Below are 17,228 nucleotides of genomic sequence, written 5' to 3' on the forward strand. Positions count from 1 at the left end.
TTTATTGGACTGGGGAGAGGTAAGTTAAAGAAAGGTGTTGTGGGTTTTCACCCAGTGACTGGTTTATTGTTACCTATCGTTTTAGTACAAAACGCCAAATACCAATAACCGCGGCGCCTATGATGATTACGACGATAACAACTATTACCCATGTACCCAGCGGATCGCCTGATGCAGGAGTAGATGCAGGTGTTGGTGTTGCGGGAGTGTTGATTGCTACTGTGCTGCTTCCTGTGTTGCTGCCAGCGGAAACATTGATTATTATTGAGCCAGTAGTGTTCAGGGTTACCTGTCCGGTCCAGACGCCGTCAACAAACGAGCCTGAAACAGCAGGGCTAATAGTTCCTTGGCTCGTGGTCAGGTTAGCTGTTCCCGTGAAGCCCACAACTGTGTTCCCGTAGGCATCTTTTGCCGTGACTGTGATATTGAAGGCGGAGTCCACATTTGCGGAGTCTGGTACAGAGACTGCGAAGTGGTCAACTGCTGCGGGGGTAACGGTGAGAGTTGCCGTAACAGTTTTGCTATTGTATGTTGCTTCAATTGTGTAGACGCCGGCTACTGTTATGTTTATTTCATTCCCAGAATAATCAGTTCCGTTCACTTTGAAGGATGCAGCCACATTAGATGCTATGAGGTTGCCGTATTGGTCGTAACTATCAACCGTGTAGACTTGTGAGTCGCCGGCTGTTATGGTTGCACCAACTGGACTAATTGTAAGATGGTCTAAAGGTGCCGTATTAACAATTAAAGAGGCTGTGGAAACTGTTGAACTTACTGTTGCAGTAACTATCCAGTTTCCAGTTTTTTCTGCTGTGTAAATGTTATTGCTCCATGAACCGCCTGCAGTACTGTTAATGCTCCAAACTACCACGTCCGTAACATCCCAGGTGTTGTCGTACGCATCATAAGCGGTTGCAGTGAAGGCTTGAGTGTTTCCTGCAGTGATTGCAGACTCAGATGGACTTAGAATCAGATGGTCTATTGCTGCAGGATTTATCGTGAACTGGGTTGATATTGGTGTTGCGTCTTCAGCGGTGATGGTAATTTCTGGAGTGCCGACAGTGGTGTCTTTGTAGTAGACGATAGCTTGGCTTGAACCCGGCAAAACAGTAAGACTAATTATTTGGTTTGTGCCTGCTGCGTCGCTATAGAATGTGCCTGTGGTCGAGTTTGATGCCAAGTTTACGGTGAATCCTGTGGTGACAGCGCCAAGAGAATCGTGTAGTTCAATTATTATGGCTGTTGAGAGTTGGTTTGCAGCTAAAGTTTGGCTCTCACCATCAATGAAAACCAGATGCAAAGCGTTTTCTGTACTGTAAGGATGGTAATCAAAGAAGGTGTTGTTACCAAAAACATCAAACGGGGTGTCGATAAAGCCGTCTTGGTCTGCGTCTGCTCCAATCTGGCTGGGTCCTGTGCCGTCTGGATATGCCCAATAGTTACCGCCAATCATGCTACCAGCACCATAAACCCGTACACCCGGTTGTATTGTCGTGTTAAAGTGTAGGATACTGTCAATTGTAGATGTTGAGGTGCTGTCGGGGTGAATGTATGTTGTGTCGTTAATGTAATTGTTGAAGAAGAATAGTTGGTCATTAAAGTTATTCGTGTTATCTGTTGATAGGCTCAGGGTGAAAGCGTTGTTTTCAAAAATGTTGCCATAAACATAGATGTTATTTGAGTTAGCGTTAGTATCTTCAATTGCTACTGCCCCAGCAGAATAATCAACCAAATTATTATTCATCAATCGACTGCTACATAGGGTAATGTTAGAATCAATCGTGGTTAAACCACCAAAGACATTGTTGTTTATGGTTGTGTTCGTTATTGTCAAGTTATTTGAATCAACTAAGAAAAATCCAAAAGCATCATTGTCACTTATTATTGAATTTACAATTGTAAAATTGCCCAAGTTTTCTGAGTACACACCATCATCATAGTTGTGGTTTAATGTTGAGTTGGTAACTGTGAAGTTACCTGAATCAATTAAACACAAACCACACCAATTGTTGTTCAGGTTTGAGTTTGTTATTGTAAAATTACCTGAACTATCAGTGAACACACCATAATCGTAATTGTCATTTAAGGTCGAGGTTGTTATGGTGAAGTTACCTGATGATTCATAGGTGGTCACGCCGTCCCAACCATTATTGTTTAAAGTTGAGTTCAGGATTGTAAAGAAACTTGAGCTTATACTGTAAACGCCACTTCGCTGCTCGTTATCGTTAAAGACTGAATCTATAATTGTGAAGTTGCCTGAATCCTCAACCTCCACGCCGCACCAATAATTATTGTTCATGGTTGAGTTCATTATTGTAAAGTTGCTTGAACTTGTAGCATTCACGCCATCCCACCCGTTGCCGCTTAGGATTGAACCCGCAATTGTAAAGTTGCCTGAATTTTCAGCGTACAAGCCATTATAATCATTGCCGCTTAAGGTTGAATTCACGATTGCGATGTTGTTTGAATCCCCAACATTTAACCCATGGTTATTACCCGTCAGGTTCGAATTTTGGATTGTAATGTTACTTGAAGAATCTGCGGCTATACCAGCAGCATAAGGAGTGTTAGTTATGTTTGAATTCTGAACCAAGAGATAGTTTGAGTTTGTAGAGTATATGCCCACATTGTTACCACTCATGGTTGAATTTATGATTGCATAGTTGCTCTCATCAGTTATAATCCCTGCACTATTGCCATCCAGGTTTGAGTTCGTAATCGTGAAATTGCTCAAACTAATGGTCATTGCTCCAGCGTTGTTGTTTAGAGTAGAATTTGTGAATGTAAAGTTGCTTGAACTAGCAGCGAAGGCTACGATGATATTGTTGTTTAGTGTTAAATTATTGGCTTCAAAGTTATTCGCTTCAACAAGATATACTCCAAATAGATTGTTTCTGTTTATCAGAGAGTTAAGGATTGTAAGATTACTTGAACGTTCTGAGTACACACCAAAATAATTACGGGTTAGAGTTGAATTTACGATTGTGATGTTGCTGGCATCATTTGCTACTATGCCATTGAACCCATTTTGTATGTTGAGTTTCTCTAAGGTTACATTTGACCTGTCAACAGCAATTTCTACCACAGCATTATCAAGTATTGACGCGGATATCAGTATATTTTGCCCATCAACAACCACATTGTCAGCGTCTATGGTTAATGCTGTTCCACTGCCTGCAGTCCAAGTGCCGGTGCCAACAATCCGATAGTTACCGCTACTGGAAATTGTATACGGCAATGTAATATCGGTCCAGGTTGCTGCCTTTGCAGGTTCAGAATAAATCACAAAACAAGCGGTTAACAATAACAAAGTTAAAGATAAAGAGAACAAGCGGTTTGTTACTTTCATCTCACGCACCACAGCGCTACTATGTGAGCTTATTGCACTTAAATCTTAAGCCCTTTAAAACAAACATTAAATTGGACATATCTGCAAATTTAAAAAGTATCAGGGAACTGGTTTAGGGGCTAATTTTTCGCGTAAGCGGTCAACGGCGGTAAATCGTAAACCGCTTCTTTGCAATGCCACTAGTACACCTGTTCCTATGAGTGCTCCACATAGGCAGTTGAGTGAATCCGCAATTGCATAATATAATGTTAATGGTGCCCACCACATATACATTTCAGGCACACCCCAACCCATGACCCAAACGCCAATGTTGTTTCCTGTCGCAACGTCTCCACCTATTCTTGCAGTCCACGCCAGACACCAAAGTGCCGCTACAACGTATTTTTTGTCAAGAGTCACGATGGAGTTTATGATTTTCTTTCTAACGGGAGGCACCAGCAGGAAAACAAAAACGGGCACGAACTCCCAGAGTATGATGGGCATGAGTTGATAGTATGCGAAGGGGTGAGCTAGCCAGATTGCGAGTTGAAGGGTAAGCAGGATTGTTGCTTCTTTCCATCGGTTGTATAGAAGTAAGCCGCCCATGAGTGCTGACATTGTTGGAGCAAGAAAAGTTAGGAGGCCTATGGATGTTGCTGGGCTAACGTATGGGACGAGCATTCCGAAGATGAGCCCTGCGGCGGTTCCGTATATTGGTCCAAGAAGTGGCGCAGTCATGCTTGAGAGTAGTATGCTTGATACTGTGATGGTGGCTCCTGTGCCAAATATGGGGTATGCGGGGATGATTGATGTGACAAGGAGCAGGGCTGTCCATGTTGCGACTAACGCTATGGTTATTGTGGTGAAGGTTTTTTTGAGGTTTACTTGGTCGGTAACCATTTTTGTGCACCCCATTGTAATATTATTCTACGTGTTGTAATTTTTTACACTACAATATTAAAGTTTCCCAACAAAAAACATATACAAAACCACCCACAAATCAAACAAGAAGGCAACACTTTGAAAGCACTCCTAATCACAGGCACCCTTGCACAACCCATCGTAGAACAATACGCAAAAGAAAGCAACATAACCACAGAAATTTTAGCCCTAAAAACCCAAATCGCCGCATTCCTAACCCCCCAAACCATAAAAAACGCACTCCAAACACACAACCTCAAAGACATCAACATCATCCTAACCCCAGGACTAATGCCAGAAGACACCCAAACCATCACCGACACCTTCAAAATCCCCACCTTCAAAGGACCACGATACGCCGCAGACCTACCAGCCATTTTAGACTCTCTAAACGAAGTCACACTCTCCACAACCGTGCCCGCTGACGATATTTTACGGGAAAAACTGCAGCAAAAAGCCCTGCAGGAGTTGGAGCGTGTGGAACAAAATCGTGAGGAACTTCTCAAGCGTGAGGGCAGTTTACTGATTGGGGGTTTGGCGGTGAGTAAAGCTTTGCCCATGCGGGTACTGGCTGAAATCGTCGATGCACCGCTTTTAACAGATGAAGAGATTGCTAGGCAGGCTAAAGAGTATGTGCAAAATGGAGCAAACATGGTTGATATTGGGATGGTCGCAGGGAAAAACAGCCCCGAGGAGGCAAAGCGGGCTGTTTTGGCTGCTAAATCCGCGGTTGATGTGCCTGTTAGCATTGATACTCTAAAACCAGAGGAAACCAAAGCCGCCATTGATGCAGGTGTGGACTTAATTTTGAGCATTGATGAGGGCAACATGGAAGAATTGGCGTCTTACGCAAAACATGTACCAGTAGTCATCATTCCCTCCAACCAGCGCAAAGGCATCTTCCCCCGAACAGTAAAAGCCCGAGTGCAAATGCTTAATCGCTTAATCAAAAAAGCCCAAGAGTTAGGCTATGAAAAAATCATCGGTGACTTAATTTTGGAACCCACCAACATAGTAGAGTCCTTTTCAGCTTTCCGAGCTTTTGCAGAAAAAAACCCTACGACACCTCTGCTAATTGGTGTCTCAAATGTCACTGAGCTTTTCGATGCAGACTCTGTAGGCATTAACGCATTGCTTGCACGTTTATCCAGCGAGGTAGGAGTGGATATTTTGCTGGTAACGGAGAAAAGCCCTAAAACAAGAGGAACCGTAAGTGAAATCTGTCAAGCCGCTCGTATGATGTTTTTAGCAAAGAAGCGGGGCAGTGTGCCGCGGGATTTGGGGTTAGACTTGCTTATTTTGAAGGATAAAAATTCGCGGGAAATTCCTTATGACACAGCTTTAGAAGGTTCATCCAAAGTTTTAGTTGTTAAAGAGCAAGATTTGCCCTTCACGGTTGACCCAAAAGGGATTTTCAAAATTGCCCTTGACCGCCAAGAAAATCTCATAGTTGCATTGCATTTTAAATCCTTCGAAGCCGAAAAACCCTCAAGCATAATTAAAGGCAAAACTGCTGAGTCAGTGTTGGGGAAGATTTTGGCGTTGGAGCTTGTTTCGCAGTTTGGGCATGTAGCGTATTTGGGGCGCGAGTTGGGTTTGGCTGAGGTTGCGTTGATTACTGGGAAGGAGTATTTGCAGGATGGCGGCTTGTTTAGGGCTTGTGGTTCTTGAAGATGAGTGTTGATTTAACATAAAAATGTTAAAAATGAAAGGTTTTTTTACCGTTTTTTAAACGGTAAATTTTTTCTACAAAATCAGGGTTTTTTAAATTTTTGGGCTTTATTTAACGCCTTTTTGCTGGTTAGCCCAAGAGTTCGACCTTAGACAAGTTTTAAATACAGAATCAAGTCAATAATAGAAATCGAGGTTGGAAACGTGGCTAAAGCTGCAAAAAAGAAAACTAAAAAGACCGTTAAGAAAAAATAAGCTTTTTTCAAGCCTTTTTTCCATCATTTTTCTTTTCATAGCACACTATTTAAATAAAATGTGTAAACCAATCTTAAGATAAACTTATATTATCTTTTTTCCTAAAATTAGTTAAAGGTTATTTCATTTGGTTTCTTCTTCTGATGATTATTATTCAATTATTCAAGAAAAGGATTTACAAAGCACCAATAGCCAATCAGAAAGTAGAACAAGCAACCAACTAAACAACTACACATTAGACCTTGAACAACTAGTTAAGAAACAGAAAAAACAGCTAAAAGAAGCAGAACGCATGGCAGCAATTGGGCAAACCGCAGGCATGATTGGACACGACATCCGCAACCCCTTGCAGGCAATCTTAAACGAGCTGTACCTTGCAAAAAGTCAAGCCTTAGAAATATCTAACGGGGAAGTCAAGAATTCAATACAAGAAAGCATGCTCTTTATTGAAGAGCAGATAGCATACATCAACAAGATAGTCTGCGACCTGCAAGATTACGCTCGACCCCTAAAACCTGAAATAAAAGAAAACATCATCCAAAACTTAATCCAAGACGCAATATGCACAATCACAATCCCCAAAAGCATCCGAATCAAAGTAGCCTCAGATAAACACATGCAAACCGTCAAACTAGACGATTTTTTTACAAAACGTGTACTGGTAAACTTGTTGACAAACGCGATTCAAGCCATGCCAAACGGGGGAATCATAACCATAAAGACTTTCCCTCATGCAAACAATGCAATAATTACTGTGGAAGATACGGGCGTTGGGATACCTGATGAAGTGAGACATAAAATTTTCACTCCACTTTTCACCACGAAATCTAAAGGGCAGGGATTTGGTTTGGCTGTGGCTAAACGGTTAATTGAAGTTCAAGGGGGAACCATCAATTTTGAAAGCGAAAAAGGCAAAGGCACAAAATTCATAATCTGCTTCCCAGTGCACAGAGTGAAAAACAGAACCTTGCTGGATTATACACCCACATTAATCTAAAGCAGACAACCCAGAGCCGTAAAAAAAACTTTATCTTCCTATAGAATATTAGAAAGGTGGGAACGTGAAAGTTTGGAGAGTAACCCTTTAAGCATAAACATCGCAGGCATAAAGCTTGACAACCCAACAATGCTTGCCTCAGGCGTACTTGGGTACTCAGCGGAATCATTTAAACGCGTCATTAAAGGTGGCGCTGGTGCAGTAGTTACAAAATCCGTTGGGCTCGAGCCACGCGTAGGCTACCCTAATCCTACAGTGGTACAGACAGAAAGTGGCATAATCAATGCCATGGGACTCCCAAATCCTGGAATCAACTATTTTACTGAAGAAATCAAATTCACAAAAACCATTATGCACGAACCCCTAATTGTAAGCGTGTTTGGTTACTCAGCTGAGGAATATGCGGAGGTCGCCAAAAAAGCTGTTGAAGCAGGCGCAGACGCTGTGGAACTAAACGTTTCCTGCCCACACGTAAAGCAAACAGGCTCAGAAATCGGAACTAACCCCAAAATCCTCCGCGAAGTGGTCAGTGCAGTTAAAGCACAAATAAAAGCCCCCCTTATCGTAAAGCTTTCCCCAAACGTTTCCGACATCACCGAAATCGCCCAAGTTGCCGTAAAAGCAGGCGCAGACGCACTCACAGCCGTAAACACACTCAAAGCCATAGCAATCGAGACAGAAACCCAGTTGCCCATCCTAAGCAACATCCGTGGTGGCTTATCAGGACCCGCAATGAAACCTGTGGCGCTTCGTTGTGTGTATGATATTGCTGAAAAAGTTGATGTGCCCATTGTTGGCTGTGGTGGCGTATCGGATTGGCGTGATGCTGTGGAGTTCTTTTTGGCTGGGGCGTCTGCGGTTCAGGTAGGTACTGCGATTGCAACGGAGGATGTTGCAGTTTTCAAAAATATTACTCGTGGAGTAGAATCATACTTGAGAAAAAAACATGCAAGGAGCGTACAAGATATTGTCGGCTTGTCCCACCGCAAATAACACCCTAAGAGTAAACCAAATCGTCAGAATCGAAACAGAGAGCCCCTCAGTGAAAACCTTCATCATGCCAGACAAACTCTGCACCAAAGCCAAACCCGGACAATTCATCATGCTCTGGATACCCGGCATAGACGAAATCCCCCTAAGCATCCAAAACGTAGAAAACGGGCTGGTTACCGTAGCAGTAAAAGCCGTAGGTGACGCAACACGACACATGCACAACCTTGAAGCAGGCGCAACCGTGGGCATGCGAGGACCCTTCGGAACAAGTTTCACGCAGAGCCGCGGCAGAGTGCTCCTTGTTGGAGGCGGAACAGGAACCGCGCCACTCCTATTTCTGGCAAAACAACTCCAAGAAAAAACCGAAAAACTCGCCTTCGTAACAGGCGCCAAAACAAAAAATGAACTCCTCTTCATTGACGAATTAAATGGTGTGTGTAACGAAAAAAGCCTAATCACAACCACTGACGATGGCACCTATGGACTGCAATGCATGGTCACTGAGCCATTGGCTAAATTGCTTGACCACGAAAAATTTGACATGATTTACACTTGCGGTCCCGAAGTTATGGTGAAGAAAATCTTTGAGTTAACCGAGCATCGCAAGTTGCCCCTGGAAGCCAGCCTTGAACGATTAATGCGTTGTGGGATTGGATTGTGTGGTAGCTGCGTGATTGGCAAGTACCGCGTGTGCAGGGATGGACCTGTTTTTACGGCGGCTCAGCTTCGTGAGATTAAGGATGAGTTGGGAATTTCTAAAATAGGCTTTGATGGCTCAAGAATCCCCATCTAATTTGCGGTTAAACTGCCCCTTCTTCTTTTTAGTTGTTAATGGTAAAGTTTCTTAACATAACCTAAAGTAGCGCAGTAATCGCATGCAATCATTTTCTTGCGTACAAATAAAGCGGTTCAGCTTTGAGCAGGTTTAGAATGCGAATGGTTTGGGTATCAGTTAATTTACAGGTTTTAGGGTCATTTAGGAAAGGCAACTTCTCGGGAGCGTTCTGCATTATGTGCAAATCTTCCCAGGTTACCTTCACGTTTTCAGAGATGCTTTCTTCCTCAATATCCATTGCCCATGCGCCCGCGTCCAGTTCTGTGCCGCCCTCAGTTAGCGAGGTAAAGGGACCCAGCAGACTTTTGTCATCAGTATTGTAGAGGAAAAGTACGGTGCCTTGAATGATTTTGGCTGTCGGCACACTTTGCCTGTCTGCGCAGGTGAACTTGTGTTGGCGAAGGCAGGTTTGCTGCGTAGAATTGTTACAAAATAAGACATAACCAAAATACATAATTATTCATAAGATAAAACCTGCTTATAAACAGTTAAAACACGTTAGGACAGACAAAATGAGGATAACCTTGAAAGGGCGGGTTATATTGGTGATTGGATTTTGTGGTCTTAATTGCCTGTTTTTGTTCCTAAATACCCGTTTTTTGAGTTGGCTTTTGATTAGTTGGAAGACATTTGAGACAAACGTTATATAATTGGGTATTGTTTTGAAGTGCTTGGAGAGCAAAATCTTTGATTGCACAAGATATCCTACAAGTTATTTATGCCCCCCATAAAGCATTCAAAAAGATACTTGAAAAACCAGGCTATTTAGCTGCACTTATAGTCCTAATAATCTTCGTTATTGGCCAAGTTGCCACCAACACGGTTTACTCTCAAAGAGCATACTTTGAAGATGTAGTTCCCAATGTCAGCGCGGACACGTATAACCCGTGGACAAGCTACACGTCATACTGGCAGGGAAGTTCAGGCCTTAACGTAAGCCTTAACACAGCAGATTACATAGGAATCGATACAGTAACCGCGCAGCCGTATCTAAATACGACAAGCATCCAATTCACAGGCAACAGTTTAAACAATGCAACCCTTGAGCTTGCTAATTTCGGCCAAAATGTAGACGCCACAGCTTATGACCAGTTAGCCCTAAGCATAAAACAAAATTCACCAGCTGTTGCTCCTCAATCAGTAACATTAACTCTTTATTCAATCGATGATTCCAGTTTCACTAGAACCTTAACAGCCAACTTTACAGCCACAACTCTTGGACAATGGAACAACCTAACCGTTCCACTTGGCACATCAGATTGGACAACCTCTGGAACCCAAGCAACCTGGGAAAACATTACAGGCTTAAAATTGGATTTCACATGGGTAAATGATTCGACGGTTGACATTTTAGTTGACGGAGTATTCTTCAGAGGAGTCTTCAAAGATTACATTTCATTCAGTGGCTCACTATTCTATGTTCAATCCTTACTAAGCGCAGTAACACCATTCCTGATTCTTTGGCTCTTATTCACTGCAACAATCTACCTCATAATCAAAGGCTTAAAAGGCAACATTATCTGGAAACCCCTAATGACTGCTGTTGGAGTAGCAATGATACCGCTAGCTATTGAATCATTCATAATGCTAGGAGTCTACGCAGCATTCATACCCAACATTTACTACCCCATAGAAGTATGGACAAACATTCAAGGTCCCGCAGCAGTTGCAGCATTTAACACCATAAACTCTCAGTTGGCATTAGTATCTAACATAAGCTTAGCTGTTCAATTAGCAGTTTACGTTTGGCTTGCAGCATTAGGTAGCTTCATCGTTAAAGAATTAACAGAATACAGCTGGGTAAAAAGCGCGATGGTCGCTGCTGGAGCTGTAGTTTTAACGGTGATAATCAGCGATATCCTATCTCTACTTGGGTTCTAAGAGCCCAAAAAGATTTTTTTTCTTTTCTTTTTTATTCTTGATGCGGTTAGCAAGATTTATATAAATTGAAAGAGCACTTGGACGTGAACAGTTTACTGTAAGGTAAAGACTGATTAAAGGGTGAAAAAACTTTGGATATTAAAGATTTAAGAGATGGAATGAAAAAGGTTGACGTGCAAGCAACAGTGGTTGAAAAAGGCAACCCCCGAGAAGTTAAATCCAGATACAGCGATGACCTTCTAAAAGTTGCTGATTCACAAATAGCAGATGAAACAGGAAGCATCAAACTAACGTTAGGGAATGAACAAATCGACCAAGTTGCAGTTGGAGACACCATAAAAATAGAAAACGGCTACATAACAAGCTTTAAAAGCGAAATCCAACTCAACATTGGAAAATTCGGCAAAATGACCAAAGTCTAACTGCCGCTTTCCCATTTAATTTTTAACTTGTTTTTAAATCATTAAAAAACTCCAACAAATCAACCGTCGAGTACCCATTTTCATCTTTTAAGCCCTGTTTAGCGGGTGGATTCTCTAAATAGAAGGGAATTCTGTTGATTATGCGCTGCTGAAAAGTCGGTTCAAACGGATTCTTATAAAATACGCCGATTGGGATATGGTCGCCCCATTCCCGAGCTTTGTTAAGAGCAGCGGTTTTCTTTTGGAAAATCTCTGTCTCGCTGTGAACTTCGGGGTCAAACCCTTCCTGCTCAAGCTTGTAGAGTCGTGGTTGTGGTTTGCCTTCGGCGTCTTTGCGGTCTAATCCAGCGTACCAGTCCTTAGTGTTAATGTCGTTATAGGTTGGGCAAGGCTGCAAACACTCAACTAGAGCCAACCCCTTGTGGGCTATTGCTTGTTTGATGGTTTCTTTTAGGTGCATCACGTCAAAGGCGTATGAACGGGCAACAAACGTATAACCTGCCGTAACCGCTAACGCTACGGGGTTTACTGCTTCGTTAATGTTTGGGTTAGGTAATGATTTGGTTTGCATTCCCAGTTGCAGTGTCGGTGAAGCTTGCCCTTTAGTTAAACCGTAAACGCCGTTATTGTAAACCAGATAGGTCAAGTCAAGGTTTCTTCTACCAGCATTCACAAAGTGCCCCGCGCCGATTCCCAGACCATCACCGTCACCGCCGACGCAGACAACTTCAAGGTTTGGATTGGCAACTTTTATGCCCATAGCAAACGGCAAAATCCGCCCGTGTAGCGTATGGACACCGTTGGCTTTAATAAAATGGGGAGTTTTGCTTGAGTTGCCTACGCCTGAAACCACCACAACCTGATGATTTTCAAGGTTAAGCTCAGCTAAAGCCATGTGTAGTGCGCTAAGGATTCCAAAGTCGCCGCATCCGGGGCACCAATCGGGGTAAACATCGTTTTTATAATCTGCCATTTTATGCTCCATCCATTAACACTTGTCGCTCTTTTGCTTTTCCTGTTACTATATTTTTTAGGGCACAGTAAACCTCAGTTGTCGTCATGGGTCTACCACTGTATTTTAGCACAGTAAAGTTGGGTTTAACCGCAGTTTTCTCAGCCACTACGCTTGCAAGCTGGGCGGTTGCGTTGTCTTCTATGTCGATTATGTGTTTTTTGCATCTAAGCATCTTGGTAATGTAGTTTGAGGGGAAGGGAAGAATCATGCGAACCTGCACAAACCCAAACCCAAAACCCTCAGCTCTTAACCGCTCTATAGCCTCAATAATTGCACCTTTTGGTGAGCCCCAACTAATCACAATGTTCTCAGCGTTTTCGTCTCCAAAAAAGTTAGCCTTAAATGAATCAGGCACCTCACGCTCAATTAAATCCATTTTTTTAAGCCGCTTCTCCATCATTTTAGTCCTGATGAAGGGTTCCTCGCAGATGTTACCCAACTCGTTATGCTCATCACCAGCATGCCAATGTACCGCATTTTCTGTACCCAAAAACGCCCGTGGAGAAACCCCGCTTTCGGTAAACAAGAACCGCTTGTACTGCTTACCCTCCAAGTCTTGCTCGGTTACGATTTGTCCACGGTCAATTTTGATTTTGGAGTAGTCAAAGTTGGGGTATGTTTGGCTGCAGTTGGCCATAGCTTTATCCAGAAGGTGAATCGTGGGCATCTGATACTTTTCTGCCAAATTAAAAACTTCAGCAGCATCAAAAAAGCATTCAGCAATATCGCCTGATGCTAAAATGATTCTGCCAAACTCGCCGTGTCCCGTATGCATGGCAAACCGTAAATCCTGCTGACTATGCCGAGTGGGCAATCCAGTTGCAGGTCCACCACGCTGATACATCGTCACAACAACGGGAACCTCATTGTTTCCAGCCCAGCTCAACCCCTCAGCCATCAAACTAAACCCGGGACCAGAAGTGCTCGTGGCAGCTCTTGCCCCCGCTAAACACGCACCCGAGGCAGAGTTTATGGCGGCGATTTCGTCCTCGGTTTGAATCACAATAACTGATTCCTGCCCAATGCGGGTTTTTAGTAGTTCGTGGGCTTCAAGGTATTCACTCTCGTCCGCTGCTGGCGTAATCGGATAATAGGTTTGTACTCTACAACCCCCCAATACTTTGCCCATCGCTACAGCTTGATTTCCTGTAAGGAAAAGTCGCGGCTCGCTGGCGCCGATGTTTTCCAGTTTATGCTTGAAACTGCCCTGGAAGGTTTTTTGGGCATAATCGTAGGCGACGTTTAGGGCGGTTATGTTCATTTCGGCGATTTTTGGTTTGAAAGTGGCGTGGACTGCTTGCTCTACCAGTTTACGGGGGTATTTTAGCAGTGCAAAGGAGATGCCGATTGTTAGGACGTTTATCATTTTGGTAAGTGTGCTGATTTTTTCGATTTGCAGTTTCTCGCCCACTTGCTTTAGCAAGTCCATGTAAGGAACAGGGAAGATCTGGACGCCTTTCTGCTTGGCGTAATTGAGGAAGTCGTTTATGGTTTCGCCTACGCCGTTTTCCGCCATGAACCCTTGCAAGTAATCTTTATAGTCTGGACCAAACGTTGGAATCCCTGTTAAAACATTAGTTTCTAAAAAGCGGGAATCAACAATCACGCCGCCACCTGCAACCACCTCAGTGATATGCCGCACAACTGTTTCAGCATCAAAAGCCGCCAGCAAATCCACATCCGCAACATTCGCTAAAATCTGCTGCTTACACACGCGCTGATGAAAATAACTGTGCATTGTTTTGATGTTTGAGTGATATTCACGTCTGCCGTAAACCCACAAGCCACCGTAGCCGCATGCACGTCCAAAAATGTTGGCTGCCGTGTCAACGCCGCTGCCTTGTGGTCCACCTGCCATCCAGTTTAAACTCTCAACTACCATAAACTCATATCCTAAGATTAGTTACCCGCCTGTTGCTCTTGCTTGCCCGATGCAGCAGGTGCATTTGTTGGTTTCTCCACAGTAGGGACAAACGCAGGTGCAGTCATCAATGAAGTTTCCGCATCGGGGGCAACGAGGTTCTTTAGTTTTACCCATAAGCATCAAGCTCGGGAAAATAAACAAGTACTAAAGAGACAAAAAAGGAAGAAAAAGGTTTTGTTACTTGGCGTAGTCGTCAAATGTCCAGTAGTGCTCTTCTTCCTGCAAAACAATATCCTCAAACATACGCCGAGTCGTTGTGTCGCCACGTTTTAGGGCTTCAGCAATAATTTGGCGGTACAATAGGATAGTGTCGGCTTCAAGTGCACGGTCAAGAGTTATGAAATCCATCGCGGTTTCACCCACCACTGGCAAGGGATCAGGATTATAAACTGCTTCGCCTTCAAGCAGGTAGATGCGCTCACTGATTTTTTCTAGGTGATCCATTTCTGCCATGAAAATGTCTTTGAGGATTTTGCTTATCACAGAGGCTTTGTTAGCATCTTGAATAGTTTCTAAAGGTGTATCTTTCATTCGCAGGTCAAGTAACGCAGCTTTCTCATGTTGATTAGTGTATTGGACTATCGCGGTGATTTCTGAGGCAACTGCCTTGTTGAGAAGTGCAAAGTAGTCATCGGTGAAAATCTTGCGCCATTCTGGCATGGGTACTTTGCTTGACTCGTCAGCTTCATCTTGAAAGCTGGTGTATTCTTGGAATTTGAAAAGATGCTGTTCTTCTTCGCTGTAGATTCGCTCAAACATCTGCTTTGTTTCCCAATCACCCATCTCTTCAGCTTTAGCGATGATTTGCCTGTATAAGACTAAGGCTTCTTCTTCGGCTTTAGCACCAAGTTTTGCGAACTCACTGATGCCGTTGCCGATGGTGACTTTGCTGGCTTTGGTGGTTGCTTTGCCTCCAAGATAGTATATGCGTTCTGTGATGTCTGCGGCATGCTTCATTTCAGTGATTGCGGTTTCCCGAAGGAATGCGCCAACCGCGTCGTAAGTTGTTTTGTCTAAAAGTATATTCTCGGGAAGGGTTTTGCGGATGAGTTTTTCCATTTTTCCATGCTGCAAAATGTACTGTACGGAAACTTGAAGTTCGCGTTCAACCGCTTTGTTTAAAAGTTCGATATATTCAAGAGAAAATTTGACTGCCAAAATTAATCACTCTCTACAAAAGAAAAACTTTATCCCAAATATAAAATTTTTTATGAATTAGTTGAATCAAAAGCAACCAACAGAAAACCTGTTTAATGTACTAATAAGCTCCAAACCACACTATCCATTTATAATGTTTTGTGGTTTGCCATCTATGAAGCCATGAATATTGCTGATTGTTCCGTTAATCAGCCGCTCAAGGGACTCGCGACTGTTAAAGGCACAGTGAGGCGTAATAATCACATTATCCAACCGCAAAAGAATATGCTCCCGTAACATCGTTGCCAACTTTTCCCGTGGAACATCATCCAACAACAACTCAGCTTCTTCCCGAATCAGCGTCTCCTCCTCCAGTACATCTAATCCTGCACCACCTAGCCGCGCTTCAACCAAGGCTTCAGTGAGCGCTTGAGAATCAATCAGTCCACCCCTTGCAGTGTTAATTATGATTGCTGTTTTCTTCATTTTGCTAATTGTATCCTCGTTGATGAAATGGCGGGTTTCATCGTTTAGAGGCAGGTGAAGCGTTAACACGTCAGCTTCTGAGAGAACCTTTTCTGCTTTTTCGTACTTAAAACCTAAGGAATCCGCCAAAGCATGATTAGGAAAACTGTCAAAAGCCAAAACATGCATTCCAAAACCTTTTGCAATCTCGATGACTTTTCTGCCAATTCTGTCCGTGCCTAAAACACCCAAAACCTTGCCCGCCAAATCAAACCCGCTAACCCCTCTGCAGGTAAAATCACCCTGCCGCGTCCGCTCATAGTAATCATGTATCTTTCGTGAGAGAGAAAGAATTAAGGCAAAAGTGTGCTCAGCCACGGTTGTTTCAGCATATAGTGGGACATTGCAGACTTGTATGCCTTTTTCTTTGGCGGTGGCTATGTCGATGTGGTCGTAGCCTGTGGAGCGTGTGGATATTAGGCTCAGGTTGGGGAGTTGTTCTATCAAGTTACGGGTTATGTTGGAGTAGATGAAAACTGAGAGGATTTCTGTGTCTTGGATTTTTTGGATGCTTTGCTGGTCTAGGGCTTCATTATTGAGGAGGAGCTCCTGGTTTTTTAGTCCGTTCTGGATGAATTTGCGTTCCCAATCTTGAACTTCAAAAAAAGCAATTTTAAAAGTTCATCACCACAAAAATGCTTAAAGGCAGCTATGAGTGATAAAAAATTTCTTTATTTAAGGGGTTGTAGCATCAACTTGAGACAACAAAATTTCATAAAACGGGATTTTTACATATTTGTAATTCAGAAATTATAAAACTGCATTGTTACTATTCCAAATTCGACTGAAACTATAAAACAAAAAACAAACTCATTGAAAAGATGATAACCTTGAATAACCCGTTTAGGCTGATTTCATCCTTCTTCCCTCAAAAATCTGGCAAAATAAAATGCAAAAACTGCGGCTATGCCTTCTCAAAAAAAGATGTTCCAATCAGTGGTTGGAACGACCACCGCCACGGTTTTCACAGACATTGCCCAAACTGCAATATAACTGTATAATTTTTTATTTCACAAAAAACGCCCAGACAAACTAAATAACTAATCACGCCACACTAAGAAATAGATTTAGAGCATGTGCTAAGTTTTGGTTGTTGTTTGCGGGTAAGTTTAGGACTTCTTAGTGTGCTACGCTGCGCAGTTGTTTTGCCTCAATTTCGAGGCATTCATCGCAGAGGTCAGAATTTGGTCGTCTAGAGCGTCTTTGGATGACAGCGCGGGGGTATTGCTTGCATTCTTTGTACCAGTGCCACCTATCAGGAGCGGGGCCTTTTACGTATTCTTCCACTCTATAAACCCTCAAAAATAAACTATGGCACAACTAA

At 43.0% G+C, this 17,228-nt stretch carries 16 protein-coding genes; 7 read left to right on the plus strand and 9 right to left on the minus strand.

Annotated elements, in window-relative coordinates:
• Positions 1–73 precede the first annotated feature (73 nt).
• Both NWF01_03100 and NWF01_03105 read right to left on the minus strand, forming a co-directional pair.
• Positions 74–3,238 carry a right-handed parallel beta-helix repeat-containing protein gene (locus tag NWF01_03100; protein ID MCW4024004.1) on the minus strand — a complete coding sequence of 1,055 codons (3,165 nt, stop codon included), beginning with the start codon at positions 3,236–3,238 and terminating at the stop codon, positions 74–76.
• Between the two features lie 210 nt (positions 3,239–3,448).
• Positions 3,449–4,228, minus strand: coding sequence for a hypothetical protein (locus NWF01_03105; GenBank protein ID MCW4024005.1), 780 nt, complete (start codon positions 4,226–4,228; stop codon positions 3,449–3,451).
• Between the two features lie 120 nt (positions 4,229–4,348).
• Here NWF01_03105 and NWF01_03110 point away from each other — a divergent pair, with 120 nt between their 5' ends.
• The 4 genes from NWF01_03110 (at position 4,349) to NWF01_03125 (ending at position 8,958) form a co-directional block, all read left to right on the plus strand.
• A complete protein-coding gene (locus tag NWF01_03110) occupies positions 4,349–5,920 on the plus strand; it encodes a dihydropteroate synthase-like protein (GenBank protein ID MCW4024006.1) in 1,572 nt (523 codons plus the stop codon).
• Positions 5,921–6,302: 382 nt separating this feature from the next.
• A complete protein-coding gene (locus NWF01_03115) occupies positions 6,303–7,172 on the plus strand; it encodes an ATP-binding protein (GenBank protein MCW4024007.1) in 870 nt (289 codons plus the stop codon).
• 72 nt (positions 7,173–7,244) lie between these two features.
• On the plus strand, positions 7,245–8,165 hold the full coding sequence (locus NWF01_03120; GenBank protein ID MCW4024008.1) for a dihydroorotate dehydrogenase: 921 nt from the start codon (positions 7,245–7,247) through the stop codon (positions 8,163–8,165).
• Positions 8,140–8,958 carry a dihydroorotate dehydrogenase electron transfer subunit gene (locus NWF01_03125; GenBank protein ID MCW4024009.1) on the plus strand — a complete coding sequence of 273 codons (819 nt, stop codon included), beginning with the start codon at positions 8,140–8,142 and terminating at the stop codon, positions 8,956–8,958. The genes NWF01_03120 and NWF01_03125 overlap by 26 nt, the downstream gene beginning before the upstream one ends.
• Before the next feature lie 88 nt (positions 8,959–9,046).
• Here the strand turns inward: NWF01_03125 and NWF01_03130 are convergent, their stop codons facing one another.
• Positions 9,047–9,364 carry a hypothetical protein gene (locus NWF01_03130; GenBank protein MCW4024010.1) on the minus strand — a complete coding sequence of 106 codons (318 nt, stop codon included), beginning with the start codon at positions 9,362–9,364 and terminating at the stop codon, positions 9,047–9,049.
• 323 nt (positions 9,365–9,687) lie between these two features.
• On the opposite strand from NWF01_03130, the gene NWF01_03135 reads away from it, so the two are divergent.
• Together NWF01_03135 and NWF01_03140 are read left to right on the plus strand one after the other, a co-directional pair.
• The gene (locus NWF01_03135) at positions 9,688–10,881 is read left to right on the plus strand and encodes a hypothetical protein (protein MCW4024011.1); all 1,194 of its coding nucleotides are present in this window, start codon (positions 9,688–9,690) and stop codon (positions 10,879–10,881) included.
• A gap of 131 nt (positions 10,882–11,012) precedes the next feature.
• The gene (locus tag NWF01_03140) at positions 11,013–11,303 is read left to right on the plus strand and encodes a DNA-binding protein (protein ID MCW4024012.1); all 291 of its coding nucleotides are present in this window, start codon (positions 11,013–11,015) and stop codon (positions 11,301–11,303) included.
• A gap of 22 nt (positions 11,304–11,325) precedes the next feature.
• Here NWF01_03140 and NWF01_03145 read toward each other — a convergent pair whose 3' ends face one another.
• The 5 genes from NWF01_03145 to NWF01_03165 form a co-directional block, all read right to left on the minus strand.
• Entirely contained in the window at positions 11,326–12,276 is a 951-nt protein-coding gene (locus tag NWF01_03145; protein ID MCW4024013.1) for a 2-oxoacid:ferredoxin oxidoreductase subunit beta, read from the minus strand.
• Position 12,277: 1 nt separating this feature from the next.
• Positions 12,278–14,200, minus strand: coding sequence for a 2-oxoacid:ferredoxin oxidoreductase subunit alpha (locus NWF01_03150; protein MCW4024014.1), 1,923 nt, complete (start codon positions 14,198–14,200; stop codon positions 12,278–12,280).
• A gap of 21 nt (positions 14,201–14,221) precedes the next feature.
• A complete protein-coding gene (locus NWF01_03155) occupies positions 14,222–14,356 on the minus strand; it encodes a hypothetical protein (protein ID MCW4024015.1) in 135 nt (44 codons plus the stop codon).
• Positions 14,357–14,419: 63 nt separating this feature from the next.
• Positions 14,420–15,400 (minus strand): ferritin-like domain-containing protein, encoded by a 981-nt coding sequence (locus tag NWF01_03160; protein MCW4024016.1) that lies wholly within the window; start codon positions 15,398–15,400, stop codon positions 14,420–14,422.
• 120 nt (positions 15,401–15,520) lie between these two features.
• Complete coding sequence (locus tag NWF01_03165) at positions 15,521–16,516, minus strand: hydroxyacid dehydrogenase (GenBank protein MCW4024017.1); 996 nt, start codon at positions 16,514–16,516, stop codon at positions 15,521–15,523.
• A 218-nt stretch (positions 16,517–16,734) separates the two neighbouring features.
• On the opposite strand from NWF01_03165, the gene NWF01_03170 reads away from it, so the two are divergent.
• Positions 16,735–16,905: a hypothetical protein gene (locus NWF01_03170; GenBank protein MCW4024018.1), complete on the plus strand. Its 171-nt coding sequence runs from the start codon at positions 16,735–16,737 to the stop codon at positions 16,903–16,905.
• Positions 16,906–17,023: 118 nt separating this feature from the next.
• Here the strand turns inward: NWF01_03170 and NWF01_03175 are convergent, their stop codons facing one another.
• Positions 17,024–17,191, minus strand: coding sequence for a hypothetical protein (locus NWF01_03175; GenBank protein MCW4024019.1), 168 nt, complete (start codon positions 17,189–17,191; stop codon positions 17,024–17,026).
• Between the last annotated feature and the right edge of the window lie 37 nt (positions 17,192–17,228).

The sequence above is a fragment of the Candidatus Bathyarchaeota archaeon genome (assembly GCA_026014585.1).
In the GTDB taxonomy this organism is placed as follows: Archaea; Thermoproteota; Bathyarchaeia; order Bathyarchaeales; family Bathycorpusculaceae; genus Bathycorpusculum.